This is a genomic window from Companilactobacillus zhachilii, assembly GCF_003606365.2.
GTDB lineage: Bacteria > Bacillota > Bacilli > Lactobacillales > Lactobacillaceae > Companilactobacillus > Companilactobacillus zhachilii.
Genome location: NZ_CP031933.2, coordinates 1637080 through 1657557, shown reverse-complemented (window position 1 = coordinate 1657557; position 20478 = coordinate 1637080). Strand labels below are relative to the sequence as shown.

19 protein-coding genes are annotated in these 20478 nt (G+C 36.5%); 18 read left to right on the top strand and 1 reads right to left on the bottom strand.

Annotation, left to right across the window (positions count from 1 at the left end; all coding sequences use genetic code 11):
• The first annotated feature begins 13 nt into the window (after positions 1 to 13).
• The 16 genes from D1B17_RS07480 (at position 14) to holA (ending at position 17288) form a co-directional block, all read left to right on the top strand.
• The gene (locus D1B17_RS07480) at positions 14 to 1012 is read left to right on the top strand and encodes a D-2-hydroxyacid dehydrogenase (protein ID WP_120142282.1); all 999 of its coding nucleotides are present in this window, start codon (positions 14 to 16) and stop codon (positions 1010 to 1012) included.
• Positions 1013 to 1163: 151 nt separating this feature from the next.
• Complete coding sequence (locus tag D1B17_RS07475; RefSeq protein WP_120142283.1) at positions 1164 to 2267, top strand: thiamine pyrophosphate-dependent dehydrogenase E1 component subunit alpha; 1104 nt, start codon at positions 1164 to 1166, stop codon at positions 2265 to 2267.
• Positions 2268 to 2269: 2 nt separating this feature from the next.
• The gene (locus D1B17_RS07470) at positions 2270 to 3247 is read left to right on the top strand and encodes an alpha-ketoacid dehydrogenase subunit beta (protein ID WP_120142284.1); all 978 of its coding nucleotides are present in this window, start codon (positions 2270 to 2272) and stop codon (positions 3245 to 3247) included.
• 24 nt (positions 3248 to 3271) lie between these two features.
• Positions 3272 to 4570 (top strand): 2-oxo acid dehydrogenase subunit E2, encoded by a 1299-nt coding sequence (locus D1B17_RS07465; RefSeq protein WP_120142285.1) that lies wholly within the window; start codon positions 3272 to 3274, stop codon positions 4568 to 4570.
• Positions 4571 to 4576: 6 nt separating this feature from the next.
• Entirely contained in the window at positions 4577 to 6004 is a 1428-nt protein-coding gene (gene lpdA / locus D1B17_RS07460; RefSeq protein WP_120142286.1) for a dihydrolipoyl dehydrogenase, read from the top strand.
• 536 nt (positions 6005 to 6540) lie between these two features.
• Positions 6541 to 6831 (top strand): UPF0223 family protein, encoded by a 291-nt coding sequence (locus D1B17_RS07455; protein ID WP_120142287.1) that lies wholly within the window; start codon positions 6541 to 6543, stop codon positions 6829 to 6831.
• Entirely contained in the window at positions 6818 to 7597 is a 780-nt protein-coding gene (locus D1B17_RS07450; protein ID WP_120142288.1) for an inositol monophosphatase family protein, read from the top strand. The genes D1B17_RS07455 and D1B17_RS07450 overlap by 14 nt, the downstream gene beginning before the upstream one ends.
• Positions 7598 to 7672: 75 nt before the next feature.
• The gene (gene typA / locus D1B17_RS07445; protein ID WP_120142289.1) at positions 7673 to 9514 is read left to right on the top strand and encodes a translational GTPase TypA; all 1842 of its coding nucleotides are present in this window, start codon (positions 7673 to 7675) and stop codon (positions 9512 to 9514) included.
• A gap of 207 nt (positions 9515 to 9721) precedes the next feature.
• Positions 9722 to 10900, top strand: a complete 1179-nt coding sequence (locus tag D1B17_RS07440) for an FtsW/RodA/SpoVE family cell cycle protein (RefSeq protein WP_120142290.1) — start codon at positions 9722 to 9724, stop codon at positions 10898 to 10900.
• 4 nt (positions 10901 to 10904) lie between these two features.
• Complete coding sequence (locus D1B17_RS07435) at positions 10905 to 11168, top strand: DUF2129 domain-containing protein (protein ID WP_120142291.1); 264 nt, start codon at positions 10905 to 10907, stop codon at positions 11166 to 11168.
• Positions 11168 to 11719 carry a 16S rRNA (guanine(966)-N(2))-methyltransferase RsmD gene (gene rsmD, locus D1B17_RS07430; RefSeq protein ID WP_120142292.1) on the top strand — a complete coding sequence of 184 codons (552 nt, stop codon included), beginning with the start codon at positions 11168 to 11170 and terminating at the stop codon, positions 11717 to 11719. Before D1B17_RS07435 ends, rsmD begins: the two co-directional genes overlap by 1 nt.
• A gap of 1 nt (position 11720) precedes the next feature.
• Entirely contained in the window at positions 11721 to 12212 is a 492-nt protein-coding gene (gene coaD, locus D1B17_RS07425; protein ID WP_120142293.1) for a pantetheine-phosphate adenylyltransferase, read from the top strand.
• A 6-nt stretch (positions 12213 to 12218) separates the two neighbouring features.
• Positions 12219 to 13265, top strand: a complete 1047-nt coding sequence (locus D1B17_RS07420) for a SepM family pheromone-processing serine protease (protein ID WP_120142294.1) — start codon at positions 12219 to 12221, stop codon at positions 13263 to 13265.
• 152 nt (positions 13266 to 13417) lie between these two features.
• On the top strand, positions 13418 to 14041 hold the full coding sequence (locus D1B17_RS07415; protein WP_120142295.1) for a helix-hairpin-helix domain-containing protein: 624 nt from the start codon (positions 13418 to 13420) through the stop codon (positions 14039 to 14041).
• Between the two features lie 3 nt (positions 14042 to 14044).
• The gene (locus tag D1B17_RS07410) at positions 14045 to 16315 is read left to right on the top strand and encodes a DNA internalization-related competence protein ComEC/Rec2 (RefSeq protein ID WP_120142296.1); all 2271 of its coding nucleotides are present in this window, start codon (positions 14045 to 14047) and stop codon (positions 16313 to 16315) included.
• Positions 16275 to 17288: a DNA polymerase III subunit delta gene (gene holA / locus D1B17_RS07405; protein WP_120142297.1), complete on the top strand. Its 1014-nt coding sequence runs from the start codon at positions 16275 to 16277 to the stop codon at positions 17286 to 17288. The genes D1B17_RS07410 and holA overlap by 41 nt, the downstream gene beginning before the upstream one ends.
• Before the next feature lie 216 nt (positions 17289 to 17504).
• On the opposite strand, the gene rpsT is transcribed toward holA, so the two are convergent.
• Positions 17505 to 17753 carry a 30S ribosomal protein S20 gene (rpsT, locus tag D1B17_RS07400; RefSeq protein ID WP_120142298.1) on the bottom strand — a complete coding sequence of 83 codons (249 nt, stop codon included), beginning with the start codon at positions 17751 to 17753 and terminating at the stop codon, positions 17505 to 17507.
• Positions 17754 to 18230: 477 nt separating this feature from the next.
• Between rpsT and rpsO the strand changes: the two genes are divergently transcribed.
• The gene (gene rpsO, locus D1B17_RS07395) at positions 18231 to 18500 is read left to right on the top strand and encodes a 30S ribosomal protein S15 (protein ID WP_120142299.1); all 270 of its coding nucleotides are present in this window, start codon (positions 18231 to 18233) and stop codon (positions 18498 to 18500) included.
• Positions 18501 to 18775: 275 nt separating this feature from the next.
• On the top strand, positions 18776 to 20473 hold the full coding sequence (locus D1B17_RS07390; protein WP_120142300.1) for a ribonuclease J: 1698 nt from the start codon (positions 18776 to 18778) through the stop codon (positions 20471 to 20473).
• Positions 20474 to 20478 lie beyond the last annotated feature (5 nt).

Sequence of the window (20478 nt, the reverse complement as noted above, 5' to 3'; positions counted from 1 at the left end):
TGGAGGTTAGCTTATGAAGTTAATTGATTTTGGTGTCAGAGAAGATGAGAAGAAATACATTCAAGAATGGTCAAAAGACAATGATGTTGAAGTAAAAATCGTCACTGATCTTTTGACCCCTGAAACAGTCAAAATGGCACAAGGATTTGATGGAATCGTTGCTTATCAGCAATTGCCATATGATGAAAAGATTTTTGATGCGATGAATGAATATGGGATTCATGTTATTTCGTTGAGAAATGTTGGTGTTGATAATGTTCCTTTTGAGGCCTTAAAGCGTAATAATATCCGTCTAACCAATGTTCCTAGTTATTCACCAGAAGCTATTGCCGAGTATTCAGTTACTGGTTTGATGGCTTTGCTACGTAACATGAAGCATATGATCAGAAAGGTGGACCAACATGATTTCCGTTGGGTACCTGATATTGGTCGTGAGTTAAATCAATTGACTGTCGGGGTTGCCGGAACTGGGAGAATTGGTCGAGCAGCAATAAAAATTTATCAAGGATTTGGCGCAAAAGTAATCGCTTTCGATAAATTTCACAATCCCGAAATTGACAAAGAGGGACTTTATGTTGATAGTCTTGACACTCTTTTAAAGGAGTCGGATGTTGTCACTTTGCATATTCCAAGTATGGGCAAGGGACACACTGTCATCAATAAGGATTCCATTTCTGAAATGAAAGATAACGCCATTGTCGTAAATACCGCTCGTGGCGATCTGATCAATACGAAGGATCTCTATGAGGCCGTAGCGAATGGCAAGCTATATGGTGCTGTGATGGATGTTTATGAAAATGAAGTGGGTATTTTTAATACTGACTTAACGGATGCTGAATTTTCAGACCAGCTTTTGGAAAAAGTTATTCAAAGTCCAAGGTTCATTTTAACGCCACATATCGCGTTCTATACGACCAAGGCAGTTAAGAACATGGCTACTATTTCATTGAATTCCATGATGTCAGAATTGACTAAGGGAACTTCTGAAAATGAAATAAATTTGGAAAAATAGTTACTTTTTTCACAAGCAATTAGGAAAATTTTTTTCGTTGATGAATGCCTAAACCACTTGTTTTTTGGCAGATCAATGTTAGACTAAAATTATATGAAAACCCTTACAATGTTCACAAGGGATGAGTTTTTTTATGAAAGGACTGTGGAGAATGGCAAATAAACCAATTGTTGATTTTGAAGCAATTAAGAATAACTTATCGAATGTTTCAAAACCCATTCAAGTTTTGAATGAAAACGCTGAAATAACAGATCAAGAGATCTTTGATACTTTTTCTGATGATGATTTAGTTGAATTTATGAAGAAGATGGTTTGGGAGCGTGCACTACACGAACAAACAATGAACTTTTCACGTCAAGGACGTATGGGATTCTATGCACCTACTGAAGGTGAGGAAGCTTCCGAGATGGGAACTGTTTTGGCAATGAAGAAACAAGATTACTTGCTTCCAGCTTATCGTGATGTTCCTCAATTGATTCAACACGGTGCAACTGTGACTGAAGCATATCTTTGGTCAAGAGGCCACGTTGTTGGTAATAAATTTAAAGCTCGTTCAATGATGCCACAAATCATTATCGGTGCTGCTTATGTTGAAGCTGCCGGTGTTGGTTTAGGTATTAAGAAGAATAAAGAAGAAGATACAATTGCTTTCACTTATACAGGTGATGGTGGTACTTCTCAAGGTGATAGTTACGAAGGTATGAACTTTGCCGGTGCCTATCAAGCACCAGTTCTTTTCATTGTTCAAAATAATGGTTTTGCAATTTCAACACCTCGTGTTAAACAAACTGCTGCTCCAACTCTAGCTCAAAAAGCTGTTGCTGCAGGTATTCCAAGTGTCCAAGTTGATGGGATGGATATCTTAGCTTGTTATGCTGTTGCTAAAGCTGCCCGTGATTACATGGTAGCTGGTAATGGTCCAGTTATGATTGAAACCTTGACATATCGTTTCGGTGCTCACTCAAGTGCTGGTGATGATCCTAAGCGTTACAGAACTAAGGAACAAGAACAACCTTGGTTCGAAAAGGATCCATTGATTCGTTTGAGAAAAGTTCTTGAAGATAAAGGACTTTGGTCAGAAGAACAAGAAGATAAATTAGTTGATGAATACAAAGCTTCATTTAAGGAAGCTATTAAGGAAGCAGATAACGTTGCTCCTGATAAAGTTTCCGATATGTTGAAACGTACATTTGAAATTCCAACTCCAGAAATGAAACAAGAAATTGATAAATTTGAAGCAAAGGAGTCGAAGTAAAAATGGCTAAGAAAACTTACATTCAAGCAATTACAGATGCCTTAGACATTGTTCTGGAAGACGATCCAAAAACATTGATCTTCGGTGAAGATGTTGGTAAAAATGGTGGTGTTTTCAGAACTACTCAAGGACTTCAAGATAAATATGGTGAGGACCGTGTCTTCGATACACCTTTAGCTGAATCAGGTATTTTAGGATTAGCAACTGGTTTAGGTTTAACTGGTTGGCGTCCAATTCCTGAAATTCAATTTATGGGCTTCTCATTTGAAGCGGTTGATCAAATTGCTGGTCAATTAGCTAGAATGCGTTTTAGATTTGATGGACTTAAAAATGCCCCTGTAACAATCAGAACACCTTATGGTGGTGGTACACATACAGCTGAAATGCATGCTGATAACTTGGAAAACTTCTTTACCGGAATTCCTGGTTTACGTGTTGTTATGCCAAGTAACCCATATGATGCAAAGGGCTTGTTGATTTCATCAGTTGAAAATAACGATCCAGTGCTATTTATGGAAAACTTGAAGCTATATCGTTCAATGAAAGACGATATTCCTGATGGCAAATATACTGTACCTTTGGACAAAGCAAACGTTGTTCGTGAAGGTAACGATATTACAATTGTCGCTTATGGTGCCGAAGTAAATGAAGCTCTTAAAGTGGCTGATACTTTAGCTGAAAAGAATGTTTCAGTTGAAGTAATCGATTTGAGAACCGTTTCACCAATTGATACCGAAACAATTTTCAAATCTATTCAAAAGACTCATAAAGTTGTAATCGTCCAAGAAGCACAAAAGATGGCGGGTGTTGGTGCCCAAGTTGCTTCAGCTATTGCTGAAGGTGCCATTCTTTCTCTCGATGCACCAGTTGGTAGAGTTGCTGCTCCAAATAGTGTTTATCCATTTGCTCTTGGTGAAGACATCTGGATTCCACGTGCTAAAGAAATTGAAGAAAAAGTAAATGAAATTCTCAACTACTAATTAATCGAAGGAAGGGACAAAACTATGGCATACAAATTTAAATTACCAGAGCTTGGCGAAGGTATGGCCGAAGGTGAGATTGCTAGCTGGCTAGTAAAAGAGGGAGATACTGTCAAAGAAGATGACTCCTTAGTAGAAATTCAAAATGATAAATCCGTTGAAGAACTACCATCTCCTGTTGCTGGGACTGTTAAACAAATTGTAGCTAAAGAAGGAGATACCGTAGAAATCGGTGATACATTGATCGTAATTGACGATGGTTCTCCTGACAGTGGCGATGATGAAACATCAGCTCCAAAGGCAGAAGAGAAAGCAGCACAAGCTCCTGAGACTGCTTCATCAACACCTGCACAACCTGCTGGTCCCGCTACTGGTTCGGCAAATACAAACTACTTAGCAATGCCATCAGTTCGTCAATATGCCCGTGATCAAGGAGTTGATCTTGCTGCTGTTACACCAAGTGGTAAACATGGTCAAGTCACGAAAGCGGATGTTGACTCCTATAAGAGTGGTAATCCAGTTGCAGCAGCTCCTGCTTCAGCTAGTACTCCAGCTGCACCTGCAGCAAATGCCAGTGCACCTGCACAACCAATTACCCCTTACAAATCAGCTACACCTGAACTTGAAACTCGTGAAAAGATGTCACTTACAAGAAAAGCTATTGCAAAGGCAATGTTGACAAGCAAGCACACAGCTCCACACGTTACAAGTTTTGATGATGTTGAAGTTTCAGCTTTGATGGCCAATAGAAAGAAATATAAGGCAATTGCTGCTGATAAAGGTATTCATTTGACATTCTTGCCATATATCGTCAAAGCCTTAGTGGCCGTTATGAAAGAATATCCAGAATTAAATGCTTCAATTGATGATTCAACTGAAGAAATCGTCTACAAGCATTATTACAACGTCGGTATTGCAACAAATACTGAACATGGATTATACGTTCCAAATGTTAAGAACGTTGATTCTAAAGGTATGTTTGAAATTGCTAAAGAAATCACTGAAAATAGTCAAGCTGCTTACGACAACAAGTTAAGCATGGATAAGATGAGTGGTGGTTCTATTACAATCAGTAACGTTGGTTCAATCGGTGGTGGCTGGTTCACACCAGTTATCAATTACCCAGAAGTTGCAATTCTTGGTGTTGGTAAGATTGCTAAAGAACCATATGTTGATGAAGATGGCAATATTCAAGTAGGTAATATGTTGAAGTTATCATTGAGCTATGATCACAGATTGATTGATGGTGCCTTAGCCCAAAATGCTTTAAATCTCTTGAAGAAATTGTTGCATGATCCAGATATGTTATTAATGGAGGGCTAAATTAAAATGGCAGAAAACGTAATAGAAAAAGATACCGTTATTATTGGTTCAGGCCCTGGTGGTTACGTTGCCGCAATCAGAGCTTCAGAACTTGGACAAGATGTTACCGTAATTGAAAAGTCTGATACCGTTGGTGGTGTTTGTCTAAATGTTGGTTGTGTTCCATCAAAAGCTTTAATTACAGCTGGACACAGACTTCAACAAGCTAAAGATTCTTCAACATACGGAATTACCACAAGTGATGCCACAATTGACTTTACCAAGACGCAAGCTTGGAAAGATGAAAAAGTTGTTGCCAGAATGACTGGCGGTGTTCAAATGCTTTTGAAGAAACATCACGTTGAATTAATCAATGGTGAAGCATATTTGGACAGTGATACACAATTACGTGTTATGCCAAGTGGTCCTAGACAATTTATGGATAACGGTGGTGGTCAAACCATCAAGTTTAAGAATTTGATTTTGGCAACTGGTAGTCGTCCTATTGAAATTAGAGGTTTCAAGTTTGATGATCGTGTGATTGATTCAACCGGTGGTTTGAATTTGAAAGAAGTTCCTAAGGAATTCATCATCATTGGTGGTGGTTATGTCGGAACTGAATTAGCTGGTGCTTATGCCGACCTTGGTTCACACGTTACAATTCTTGAAGGCTCACCAAGCATTATTCCTAATTTTGAAAAAGATATGGTTTCAATCGTTAAAAAGAACCTTGAGAAAAAAGGCGTTACGATTATTACTAATGCCATGGCTAAGAAGAGTGAAAATAAAGGTGATAGCGTCGATGTTACATATGAAGTTGACGGTAAACCAACAACTCTTAGTGCTGACTACTGTATGGTAACTGTTGGTCGTCGTCCTAACACAGATAACTTTGGCTTGGAAATGACAAATGTTAAAACAACTGACAGAGGTCTGGTCGAAGTCGATGAACAAGGAAAGACTTCAGTTGATCACATTTATGCCATTGGTGACATTACTCCAGGTCCAGCTTTGGCTCACAAAGCTTTCTTTGAAGCTAAGACAGTTGCTGGAGCAATTTCTGGTAAGAATACAGCAAATGATTACATTGGCGTTCCTGCCGTTTGTTTCACTGATCCTGAGTTAGCTAGTGTCGGTTTGACAGAACAAGATGCTAAAGATAAGAATATTGAAGTAAAAGTAGCTAAATTCCCATTTGCTGGTAATGCTCGTGCCGTTTCATTGGATGCTGCTGAAGGATTTGTTAAATTAGTAGCTCAAAAGGATACCGGTACATTATTGGGTGGTCAAATTGTTGGACCAGGTGCCAGTGATTTGATTTCTGAATTGAGTGTTGCTGTAAATTGTCAATTGAATGCGGAAGATATTGCTCTTACAATTCATCCACATCCAACATTAGGCGAACCAATTCAAGAAGCTGCCGATATTTTGATTGGTTATCCAACACATATTTAGAGAAAACTTATTTAGAAACCGAAATAATATCGTTTCGTATACTAAATGAATTAATTAACCAAAAAAGCGATGCAATTACATCGCTTTTTTTGTATAGTAGACTAAAGGTTGATTAAGGGTTCCGGCTCCAGAGCTGATAAATAGTCACTGGCTGTGCGGACTGACTTGAGCCGATGTCTCAAGTCTCGGTTTGAGGCCTCGCAAAACCAGCGAGTCTTCAAACGCGCTCGGTGTTGTAAGTGTTAAAGCACTAACACCACTTTCACAGCCAGTGACTATTTATCAGCTCTTCCACTTGGTTATTCTGTAAAAGGGATACTGGTAAAAGTAGATATCTTATGAATAGATATCTACTTTATATCCTGCACTAGAGTAATCAATGATGTAATAATAAAATTATTCATTATTAAATTGAAAAATGAATTAGCCGGAAAGAGCAAGGAATTTAGGTCGCTGTGGGGACCTAAATTCCTTGCTCTTGGAGGCGGCAGTGTTCAACCTTTGATTGTATTTGAAAAATGAGAGGGGTTTATTGTATGCAAGAGAATTATAGTTATCCACTTGATGAAGCCTGGACGCAAGCAGATATTGTGACTGTGATTGCATTGTATAATGCGGTAGAAAAAGCTTATGAGTCTGGTGTTAAGAGGGATGAATTTTTGCAGAAGTATCGCTCATTTCAACAGGTTGTTCCAATGAAAATGGAACAAAAGCGTTTGGATCGGGAATTTGAACTAGAGTCTGGTTATTCAATTTATCAAGTTTTCAAACAATGTCAACAAGCAAAAAATAGTGAGAAAGTCAGGATTCGAAATGCAAGTAGATAGTAAAGAAATTGATGCTTTTTTAGTTGAATTGCTTACTAAAGTTGGCAAGTTTCTTCGAGAAGACTCAATTAAAAAGATGTCAGTTGCAACTAAAAAAAATCGTAACGACTTAGTAACTAATTTTGACAAGAAAACTGAGCAATATATCAATGGTAAAATTAAGGATGCTTATCCTGAGGCTACAATCGTCAGTGAAGAGGGTTATGGCGATTTGGTCAAAGATATGTCAGGCCTGGTTTTCTTTGTCGATCCTATTGATGGAACAATGAATTTTGTTAAACGCGGAGATAATTTTGCATCAATGATTGGCGCTTACATTGACGGTGAACCATTAAATGGTGCTATCATAGACGTTATGAGTAATGAAATTTATCACGGTGGCAAAGAAATTGGTTTGTTTATCAATGATCGAAAAATTGATAATCCAAAGAATTTGCCCTTGGTGGAAGGTTTGGTTGATGTATCTGCTCCAATGGCTTTGGCAAATAAGTTTGCTGTTCAAGACGTCATTAAAAAGAGCAGTGGCTTTCGCGTTTACGGTAGTGCCGGAATTATTTTCGGTCATCTGTTGACTGGCAAAGAAGTCATGTATATGTCATACTTAGCACCATGGGATTTAGCCGCTGGACGCGTTATGTGTGAGGCAGCAGGGATGAGTGTCGTAAGTATTGACGGTGCCCCAATAAATATGTTAGAATCACAAGTCGTAATAGTTGGTACTCAGAAAGTTGTTTCTGAAGCACTAAAGACACTTAAAGCGCGTTAGTGAACTGTGACAGTCATTCACAGTTTTTTTATTGCAAAGTAATTTAAACACGTATTTACGGAAGGAAGAACTAACTTGACTAAGAGAAGAGAAGATATTAGAAACATTGCGATCATCGCTCACGTTGACCACGGTAAGACTACATTAGTTAACGAAATGTTAAAACAATCAGACACACTAGGAAAGCACTATGAAATTCAAGATCGTGCCCTTGATTCAAATGCTATTGAAAGAGAACGTGGTATCACAATCCTTTCTAAGAATACGGCTGTTGATTACCAAGGTAAGAAGATCAATATTTTGGATACACCAGGACACGCGGACTTCGGTGGTGAAGTTGAACGTATCATGAAGATGGTTGATGGTGTACTTCTAGTTGTTGATGCATATGAAGGTACAATGCCTCAAACACGTTTTGTTTTGAAGAAAGCTTTGGAACAACATTTAACACCTATCGTTGTTATTAACAAGATTGATAGACCAGGTGCTCGTCCTGCTGAAGTAGTTGACGAAGTTCTTGAACTATTTATCGAATTAGGTGCTGACGATTCACAACTTGATTTCCCTGTTATTTATGCTTCAGCTATTAACGGAACATCAAGTTACTCAGATGATCCTGCTGATCAAGAACACACAATGAACCCATTGTTTGATACAATTTTGAAGACAATTCCTGCACCAATCGACAACTCAGACGAACCTCTACAATTCCAAGTTGCCTTGCTAGATTACAACGATTACGTTGGTCGTATTGGTATTGGACGTGTCTTCCGTGGAAAGATCAAGGTTGGTGACAATGTTACTGTTATGAAGCTTGATGGTTCTACAAAGAACTTCCGTGTTACTAAGTTATTTGGTTTCATGGGCTTGAACCGTGTTGAAATCAATGAAGCTAAAGCCGGAGACTTAATTGCTGTTTCTGGTATGGAAGATATTTTCGTTGGTGAAACTGTTACACCAGTTGATCATCAAGAAGCACTTCCATTGCTACGTATTGATGAACCAACATTGAAGATGATGTTCCTACAAAACAATTCACCTTTCGCTGGTCGTGAAGGTACAGAAGTTACTGCTAGAAAGATCGAAGACCGTTTGAAGAAACAACTACATACTGATGTTTCATTGAAGGTTGAAGATACTGACCAAGCTGGTGCTTGGATGGTTTCAGGTCGTGGTGAACTTCACTTGTCAATCCTTGTTGAAGAAATGCGTCGTGAAGGCTTCGAATTGCAACTATCACGTCCAGAAGTTATTTACAAGACAGTTGATAACCAAAAGTGTGAACCTTTTGAAGAGGTAACTATTGATACACCTGACGAATACGTTGGTTCAGTTATTGATTCAATGTCACAAAGAAAAGGTGACATGGTTAACATGGAAAGTACAGGAAATGGTCAAACAAAACTTATTTTCTCTGCACCTTCACGTGGTTTGATTGGTTACTCAACAGAATTCCTTTCAATGACTGGTGGTTACGGTATTTTGAACCATACATTCTCAGAATACAAGCCAGTTGTTAAGAACTGGAATCCAGGTAGAAGAACTGGTGCTTTGGTTTCAATTAACCAAGGTCCATCAACTACATACTCACTACAATCAGTTGAAGATCGTGGTACATTATTCATCGGTGCCGGTGTTGATGTATACGAAGGTATGATTGTTGGTGAAAGTAGCCGTGACCAAGATATCGCCGTTACAGTTACAAAGGGTAAGAACCTTACAAATACTCGTGCTTCTGGTAAAGACCACGCTGCTGCTATCAAGACACCTAAGGATATGTCACTAGAACAATCAATCGAATTCCTAAACGAAGACGAACTTTGTGAAGTAACACCTGAAAGTGTTAGATTACGTAAGAAGATCTTGAACACAAACGAACGTAAGAAGTTTGACAAACAAAAGAAAAATACTAAGTAATTAGTTTATTAAAAGAGGCCCATGACGAAAGTCTGGAGCCTCTTTTTTGATATAATCAAAGTTGAACTGTTTTTCAAACGAGTGTTGCAAGTGATATGAGATTAAAATAAGTTTCGAAACTTCGACAGTGAATCTAAGTTTTGCCAACAGTTTTTGTATGGTTTAACTTGGTGGTATAATCTTATTATCAGATTTTAGGAGAACAATGTGAAAAAATTAAGGAAAATCGACTTATGGATAGTTGTTCCATATATCTTGCTTTTGGGTATTGGAATCGTCATGGTTTATTCGGCCAGTTTTTATAATGCCTTAGTTGCTGGTGGTAAAACTGATCAGTATTTGATAAAACAAGCCATTTACGCAGTATTGGGTCTTTTTCTGTGTTACATAACATTTATGCTAAAAGAGAAAATACTTAAAAATCAGCGGATTTTGAGCATTGTGATGCTGGTTACAGTGTTGTCGCTCTTTTATTTGTTAGCTAGAGCCTACTTGGTACCTAGCAGTCGTATTAATGGGGCTTCGGCATGGATTAACTTAGGTTTTTTCAACTTTCAACCGCTTGAGTTATCTAAGCTGTTTTTAATAATGTTTTTAGCACTGGTTTTGACAAATAAGCAAAATCGTTTGATTAAAAAACAAGGTTGGCGTGAAGTATTTCGCGAAGTTTTTCAACCTTTGATTGTTGTTGGTTCAATCATTATCATGGTTCTATTACAGCCTGATATTGGTGGTGCGTTGATTTTATCATTGATTACTTTAGTTTTAGTATCGTCATCAACTATTCCCGGTCGTTTGATTGCAGAATTAAGTGGAACTTTACTTGTCTTATTTACTAGTATGATTGTAGTAATAACGAAGTTCCCACCCGGGTTTGTGAAACATAACTATGCGTACCAACGGTTTTTAGCTATGCAACATCCATTCTTATTGGAACAAAAGGCCGGAGCACAATTAGTTAATTCATTTTATGCTATTAGTAACGGTGGTATTTTCGGTGTTGGATTGGGAAATAGTATCCAAAAGCGTGGCTATTTACCGGAGCCGCACACTGATTTTATTATGTCGATTGTGAGTGAAGAGCTGGGTTTTGTCGGTGTGGCATTAATTCTAGGATTGTTGTTGATTATGATTCTTAGAATGATTTCTTTAGGCTTTAGATCTAAGAAGACTTACAATTCGTTAGTTTATTATGGTGTTGCAACGATGATCTTGGCCCAAATTATTTTAAACGTCGGTGGCTTGCTCGGCTTGATTCCATTGACCGGTGTTACCTTGCCATTTATTAGTTATGGTGGTTCTAGTATGCTGATCTTGTCCGTTGCTCTAGGGATTGTTTTAAACCTTGAGACCACGGCTAAATTTGAGAAAATGAAAAAAAGGTGATTTTATGTATAAAAAGGTAGAGCGTCAGGCATTGTACGTCTGGGTCTACTCATTAAAATGGAGAAAAAAATTACAACGTTACGGTACGATTTATTACACTTCTCCAAAAATGAAATATGTGATGCTGTATGTTAATTCAAATCGAGCATCGGAAATTAAAAAAGAATTGATTGCCAAAAATTATGTAAAACGCGTGGCTTTAGCTCATCGTAAAGAGCTAGACGAGCATTTTGTTTTAAAATCAAATAGCACTGATGAGGAAGATTAATGAAAGTTGTTTCTGGAAAATTTCGTGGTTTAAATTTAAAAGCAGTCCCAACCAATAATACCCGTCCCACTTCAGCTAAAGTTAAAGAAGCTGTTTTTAGTATGATTTCACCATATATGGTTGATGGAGTGGCTTTGGACTTATTCGCTGGTACTGGTAGTTTAGGTATTGAGGCCGTGTCCCGTGGGTATGAAAAGGCATATTTAGTTGATAAAGCGTATAAGGCTATTAATACAATTAAAGAAAATATTGAAAAGACCCATGCTGAAGACAGTTTTGTCATTATGAAAACAGCAGCTACTGAAGCATTACAAAAATTTGCGGCTGATGGTATTAAATTTGATTTAGTTTTCCTAGATCCACCTTATCGGATGAAAATAACTGAGCAAATCATTAAAGATATGGTTGAACAGAATTTGTTAAATCCTGATGCGATTATCGTAGATGAGACTGATTATGATATTGATTTAGGTGATTTTGACGGTATCGAGTTATTAAAGGAAAAACGTTATAAGGATACGAAAGTAGCGTTGTATCAATTTGGAGGATAGTATGTCACAAAAGATTGGACTTTTTGTGGGAAGTTTTGACCCTATTACTTATGGTCATTTGGATATTATTCGTCGAGCAGCCAAGTTGTTTGACAAATTGTATGTTGCACCAATGACTAATACTTCCAAGAAGTACTTGTTTACTTATGAAGAGAAAAAAGCTTTCATTGAAAAAGAGATAACTGATTTGGACAACGTTGAAGTGGTTGATGCCAAAGGTGAATTAACTGTTAAGTTGGCTGAAAAGCTGGGTGTCAACTTCTTGGTACGTTCTATGCGAACAGCGGATGATTTTAAATATGAATCTGGTGTTGCGGCCATTAATCAGATTTTAGATAAGAAAATTGAAACTATATTTCTGCTAGCAAATAGCAAGTATGCTACGATATCTTCATCAATGATGAAAGAAGTGGCAAGTTTTGGCGGGGATATTTCAGGCTTTGTTCCTCCGGCAGTGGCACAAGCGTTGATAGAGAAGTATAGGAAGGACTAGCCTATTTTGAAATTTAATAAAACAAGAAATAAAGTTTTTGGCGCTATTTTTATATTTATTATTGTCGTAGCTTTTTTTATGATGCCAACTGGCTATTATTTGGAAGTTCCTGGTACAGCCGAGGATACTTCACAGTTCGTTAAAGTTGCTGGTAAACATGATAAGAAAAAGGGTAATTTATTATTAACGACGGTTGGTATTGTTACTGGAACACCATTTACGATGCTTAAGTCATTAGGAAATAATTTTGAAACAGTTTACTCGCAACAAGATTTAATGGGTGATGAAAATAGTCAGCAGTATTTTCAGGTTCAAAGATATGCTATGAAGTCAGCACAAAATAACGCTATTCAGGCAGCTTATTCCAAGGCTGATAAACAATTTACCAAAAAGTATTTAGGTGTTTATGTATTGAATGTTACAGATAACTCTGACTTTAAGAATAAGTTAGAAGTTGGCGATACAATTACTTCTATTAATGGTTATCATTTTAATAATGCTGATCAATTTATTAAGTATGTTAAGAAACAAGATAAACATTCGAAGGTCAAAATAAATTTCATGCGTGATGACAAGCAGAAATCAGCTTCTGGTAAATTAGTTAAGTTGCCAAGTTTAAAACGCTATGGATTGGGTATTACTTTAACCGATAATACCGAGGCGGTGGGTAATCCGCCAACTAAGATCAATGCTGGTAATATCGGAGGACCTTCAGCTGGTTTGATGTTTACATTGCAAGTTTACTCTCAAGTTGCTAACAAGGATCTAAAGGCTGGCCGGACAATTGCTGGTACCGGAACAATTGATCCAGATGGAACTGTCGGTCCAATTGGCGGGATTGAAAAGAAAGTTTATGCTGCTTCAGAGGAGGGAGCAACGATTTTCTTCGCACCAGATGATCCAGTAACTAAAGAAATTAAGAAGTATGATCCACATTACGTTAACAATTATCATTTAGCATTACGTGCTGCTAAGAAATTGCATACTAAGATGAAGATTGTTCCAGTCAAGAGTCTCAATGATGCGATTAATTATCTTGAAAAAACAAAATGATGATAAAAAGTGCTGTATTATTTAAAATTGAATATAATCAAAAAGCTAGATATTTTTTTGGATGTGTACCACAGAAAAATATCTAGCCTTTTTTTATAACCAAAATTGAGAAAGAACTGTTTTTTTCGTACTTTCTAATTGAGGTGATAAAAATGATAGAAGTTTTTGATTATTGTAAACGTAATCGAGGTTATATTTTATTGGGATTAATGGTGTTATTTTTAGGAAGCGGATATTTTTTCACGCATAAAGAACATTCGGAAGTGAAAAATGACATTAAGACTGAATCCCCAAAGGTGGATAAAAAACCACAAGTGAAAAATAACAAAGAATCTAAGTCTGATATTTTAATCGTGGATGTTCAAGGAGCGGTAAAAACGCCTGGGGTCTACCGACTTAAAAAGGGAGCAATTGTTCAAGATGCACTGAAGATGGCTGGAGGAGCAATATCGACTGCTGATTTGAAACAATTGAATCAGGCTAAGCGAATAACGGACCAAATGCAAGTTTATGTACCTGTTATCGGCGAGAAGGGCAGTGCAAATAATTCTGGTGCAACTGGCAGTAATGGTGGTGGTGATAAAAAAGTGGTCAATATTAATACTGCAACTGCTGAAGATTTTAAAAATGTTTCTGGAATTGGTCCCAAAAAAGCTGAGAAAATTATTGCCTTTCGAGAGAAAAATGGGGAATTTAAACAGTTGCACGATCTCACAAAAGTTTCAGGTATTGGTGAGAAGAGTCTGGATTCTTTAAAAGATCAACTGACAGTTTAGCCTATGAAGGGATTGTTGATTTTCCCAGCCGTAGCAGCGATATTGATTGTAGCTATTTATTTTGAATCTTTATTTTTTGTTGTACCATTAATTTTATTATTGCTTCGAATCATTTACTTGAGAAATATTCGTTTAATATTGTTGGTAATAACAATTGCCGGTGGTTTTTGGATTTGGTGCCAATTTGTTTCTAATAATTTACAAGCAAAAGTGCCACATTTTTCAGAAGCTGTATTTGCGCCAGATAAAATATCGGTTAATGGCGATATCCTTAGTGGAGAACTGCATATTAAACAACAAACAGTGAGATTTATTTATCGTTTCAAAACCAAATCTGAGCAGACAGTTTGGCAGAATCAAAAGCAAATGGTCCAAGCTCCTGTAAAAATTAAAGATATTCAGAAATTAAGTGGTCCGCGTAATCCTGGGGAATTTAATTTTCAAAAGTATTCAATTCATAAAAATATTCATTATATAGCCACCTTACAGCAAATAGGGTCGGTGAGAAGGTACCAACCTAAGACTATATTCGAGAAAATAAATGTTTTACGAATACATATAATCAATCACTTAGCGAGACTACCAAAATGGCTGAAAATTCATGCACAAAGTTTGATTGTTGGTTATACAGAGAACTCCGAACGGGACTTTCTCAAAATTTTGAGTGTCCTAGGGGTAATCCATTTATTCAGTCTGTCAGGCTTACATGTCTTGATTTTGTTAACTATTATGCGAAAATTGACGTCATTGTTGAAGATTCCTCTGGAGTGGGTCGACGATTTTATGCTGATATTATTACCGTGTTATGGAATTTTGGTAGGATCAAAAAGTGGGATTTGGCGAGCAATCGTTTTGGCCATGGTCAGCATAATTTTAAATAAATTGAGAATATCTTGGAGCCAATTAGATGTTTTTAGTCTAACAATAATGATTTGTGTAGTTATTTATCCGTTTGCAGTCACTGAAATGGGAGGTCAATTAAGTTTCCTCTTGTCATTTGCGATTCTTTATTTGTATAAAGAGAGTCGGTTACTAACAGCGGCCTTGAAGATGAATTTGGTAAGTTTACCGGTGATATGTTTTTATACTTATCAGCTAAATTGGTTAAAGTTGTTAACTAATGTTTTATTCGTACCCTTATTTACTTATGTGATTCTACCGATAGCTTTAGTTTCGGCGTTAACGGTTAACTGGTCAGGTTGGAAGATACCGAATTATTTATTTGATAGATTATATAACTTTTTAGATATCGTAGCGGCTGATGCTAGATTTACATTTGTGACAGGTTCACTTCCTAGCTGGGTTGTCTTGTTATTGATTGTGATTGTGCTATTTTATGTCGAAAGTAAGACGGTTTGGAATAAGTTTTTGTGGCAATATGGTGCAATTTTTATTGTCTGCATCGTTATGAATAAATTTCCGTTTTTCGGAGCGGTTCATATCATTGATGTTGGGCAAGGGGATAGTATTCTAGTGACTACACCTCTTTTGCGACAAACTTTTTTGATTGATGTCGCCGGAAAATTAAAGTTACCCAAACCATCCTGGGCAAAGACGCTTAGTTCTAATCAAGTGGATAACAGCACGATTCCTTTTTTGAAATCGCAAGGGATCAGTCAAATTGATAAAATCTTTTTATCACATAAGGATGTCGATCACATTGGCAATTTAGAGACGATTTTGGCCAAGTTTCCGGTAAAAGAAGTTTGTTTCGGTTTAGGTTTGGAAAATAATCCCCGCATTAAGTCGGCTATCAAGCAACATCCCGCAGTGAAGTTCAAAAATTTACGGCAAGGGGATGTTGTCAAAACAGGGGCTATTAATTGGCGAGTCCTTTGGCCAAATCACAGTAGTGTAGGTGAGAATGGTGACTCTTTGACGTTATTGGCCAAAATCAAAAATAAACGCTGGCTGTTTCCAGGAGATTTGGATAGTAATGGTGAAAAGGAGATTTTACAAAAATATAAGTTTAAAATTGACTACTTGAAGGTGGGCCACCATGGTTCAAAGACAGCCACCAGTGAAGAACTATTAAAAATAGCGCAACCTAAAATAGGCTTTATTTCAGTAGGGATTAACAATCGTTATGGTCATCCTAATCAAGAAACGTTGAAACGTCTGGGAAAGAATCAGGTCCAATATTTTAATACGGCTGAATATGGTATGATTACTTGGTATTATTTTTCCTATAGTAATGAGGAAAGACTAACAACTTTTTTAAAGGGTGACTTGATTGAAAATAGCAGAACTAAAAAAGAATTTAAAACAAGGTAATTTGAGCAATGTTTATTTGATTACTGGTAAAGAACGTGTCTTCATTAAGGATATTCAAAAATCATTTAAAGATATTATGTCACCAGAAGAACGTGAAATGAATTTTTCTAATTTTGATTTGGAGGAAGTTTCTTTAGCCGATTTGATTAATGAAGCTATTTCAGCTCCCTTTTTTGGAGAAAGAAGGCTTGTGTTTGCTGAGCATCCTTTCTTCTTGACAGGTGAGAGAACAAAAAATGCAGTTGAGCAAAACCCTGATTTATTGCTGAAATATATTCAAAATCCAACGCCGTCAACAATTTTAGTGATTTTTGCATCGTATGATAAGTTAGATTCACGAAAGAAAATTGTTAAACAGTTGAAAAAGTCAGCAGCCATGGTTGATGCTGGACAAATGGAAGGTCCAGTTTTGAGTCGGACGATTAAGAATGATTTAAAAAATGCTGGTTATCAAATTGAACCCGCAGCTTTAGATTTATTAATCAATAAAACAAAAGGTAATTACTCGTTGATCACGAATCAATTAGATAAATTAAAGCTTTATGCAATGAAATCAAAGCAAATTGATCAGGCTGCTGTGTCAGAATTAGTTCCACAATCACTTGAAGATAATGTGTTTGATTTAATGACTGAGATTCTTAATAAAAATGTTTATAAGGCTGAGGAACTATATAATCAGTTTCTTTTGCAGAAAATTGATCCAATTTTGTTAGTAGCAATCATTATTTCTCAATTACGCTTATTGATTCAGGTGAAGATCCTGTCAGAAAAAGGGTTATCCGAAGCTTCAATTGCTAAGAATTTAAAACTTAATCCCTACCGAGTGAAATATGCTTATCGCCAAGCACGCACTTTGAATCGAAAGAGATTACAAGTAATGTATGACGATATTGTTAATTTGGATTATCAAATTAAGTCAGGGCAAGGGGATAAAGAACTATTATTTGATTTATTTATTGCTAAATATGCTTAAAAAAAGATAGGGGCTGTTACATAACTGTTTTTGTCTTAAACATGCAGTATAAACGTGCAACAAAGCATAGCTTTTTTCGCTTAAAACAAATGGCGCCAGCAATCCGAAATCGGATTACTGGCGCCATTGCCTTAACGCTCGAAAGCTGAACATGCTTTGTTCCACTCTTTGATTATTAGACAAAATAAAAAAGCAACCTTCTGGCTGCTTATCTCATTAATTCAACTTAGCAAGTCTTGACTTATCACGAGCAGCCTTGTTAGCCTTGATTAGGCCTTTTGACTTAGCCATATCAATTGCACGAACAGCTGTTCTGAACAAATCTTCTTTGTTGTCAGCGTTGTTAGCAGCTGATGCTTCAAAGTTCTTAATTGCTGAACGCATTGAACTCTTTTGTGCAGTATTGCGAAGGTTTGCGCTTTCTGCAGTCTTTACACGTTTCATAGCTGATTTAATTTGTGGCATTAATTTCACCTCCGATTACATAGTAAGCTAAAAACTCAATACATAGAATTATACATAATTCATTTTCACAATGCAATGAAATGTCTGCTTTTTTTTCAGTATTAAAGCTTTCCGAAAATATATTATACTGCATTAAAGGCAAAGATGATATTATTCAATTTATTTTAATGTAAATTATTTTTGTTTAAGGGTCTTCTAAGATTAAGAAATTAAGTCGTCATAGGAACCTATTCTCTTAAACCTCCCAATTGGTTGATTGAATATGATACTCTTGTGCACGATTTACTACTTTGATCTTGCTGATGAAAAATTTACATTAAAGGATAAGTAAGCTCTATGTGAAATGTATTACAGCAGAAGTATTGCAAATTGCAACAATTTGTAGTAAATTTATTAATTGTGTTAACCATGCTCTGTTTGTCGAATCACCAACGCAGACATAGTTTGGCTAAATATATAAGGAAAAGGTGAATTGAAATGGCTATTTCAAAAGCAAAGAAAAACGAAATTATTAAACAATATGCACGTAAAGATGGAGACACTGGTTCTCCAGAAGTACAAATTGCTGTATTAACTTATGATATTAATGCACTTAACGATCACTTGAAGGTTAACAAGAAAGACCACCATTCATATGTTGGTCTACTTAAGAAGATTGGTCACCGTCGTAACTTATTAGGTTACCTACGTAACAAAGATGTTCAACGTTACCGTGAACTAATCAAGTCATTAGGTCTACGTCGTTAATAATAATTTTTGAGAGCGGGACAGAGAATGTTCAGCTTTCGAATATAGCGCCAGTAATCCGGTTTTGGATTGCTGGCGCTATTTATTTTGTACAAAAAGCATATTTAAAGACGATAGTAGTTTTGTCTCAAGTTCATTTTTTGCGCATATTTTTTCTAAACCTCGCTTGATATGGTAGAATAAAAAACAGGTATAGCTTAAATAGTCTTAAAAGGACTTAAAAATCACAATAGAATATTATGATCTATGCTATTTTAATGAAATGAGAGATGAAAATGAGCAAAAAAATTAAAATAATTTTGTTAAGTGGCGTACGTGAAAATGGAAAAAATATGTACGCAGTTGAAGTAAATGATGAGATCTATATTTTGGATATTGGTTTACAATACCCTGATAATGATCTTTACGGAATCGATGTTGTTGTGCCAGATATGACTTATATCAAGCAAAACATTGATAAAGTTGTTGGGATTTTCTTATCACACGGACATGCTGATGCTATTGGTGCATTGCCATATTTGATCAGTGAATATGATATCCCTGTCTTTGGTTCAGAAATGACCATCGAATTAGCTAAGATTGTTTGTTCAAATGATCGTCGTAGTAAGAAATTTAATAATTTCCATATTATTGATGAGAACACAGCAATTGATTTTGAAGAAGCTTCAGTGTCATTCTTCAAGACAACACATTCAATCCCAGGCTCACTAGGCACGGTAATTAAGACTAGTGAGGGACAAATTGTTTATACTGGTGATTTCAAATTTGACCAAGCCGCTGCACCTACATATAAGACTGATTATGGTCGAATTGCTAAAATCGGTAGTGAGCGAGTATTAGCATTATTAAGTGATTCTGCAAATGCTGAATCACCATACGAAAATTCTAGTGAAAAAGATATTTATGAATATATCTTAGATACCTTTAGTTATCACAATGGCCGTATTATTGTGGCACAAGTGGCTTCAAACATTCAAAGAATGCAACAAGTTGTTGATGCAGCCGATAAAACTGGCCGTCGGGTCTTCTTATCAGGTACTGATGCAGAAAAGATTTTGAAGACGGCAATGAGATTAGGCTACTTGAAGATCAATAACAAGGAATTGTTAGTGAAACCTAAGGAATTAAAGAATGTTGATAAAAATAAGCTAGTTGTCATTGAAACTGGTAAGATGGGTGAACCTGTTAAGTTACTTCAAAAGATGGCCAATCCAGCCGCTAAGACGAAGTTTCAAGTTGAAGAGGGTGATTTAGTCTTTATCGCTACAACACCTTCACATGCAATGGATACAACTGTTGCTAAGGCTCGTGATGCTATTTATCGTACTGGCGCTGAGGTTAAGGCACTTAGTGATGATAAACACTCATCTGGCCATGCTAACAAGTCTGATTTGCAATTGATGATCAACTTATTGAACCCAGAGAATGTTATTCCTATTCAAGGTGAATATCGTCTTTTAGATGCACATGCTAGAATTGCCCATGAAACTGGCATTCCATATCAAAATATCTTCCTTACAAAGAAGGGTGATGTTTTGAACTATGAAAACGGCCAATTCTATCGTGCCAAGTCAGTTGATGCTGGAGATACTATGATCGATGGTATTGGTGTCGGTGATATTGGAAGTATTGTTCTTCGAGATCGTGAATTATTGGCCGAAGACGGTGTATTTATTGCAGTCGCTACAATTGACCGTAAGAAGAAAAAAGTCGTCGCTAAGCCAAAAATAACCGCACGTGGCTTCGTTTATATGCGTGCTAGTCGTGACTTGTTAAGTGAAAGTTCCGATATTATCGTTAATACAATTGTTGATTATATGCAAAATAGTAAAGATTTCGATTGGTCAGACTTGAAACAAGGCGTTCGAGACAAGTTAAATCATTACTTGTATGAGCAAACTAATAGACATCCAGTTATTTTGCCAGTGATTATGGAAGTTAATCAAAACAGACATAGAAAAGCAAGAAAATAGAGTAG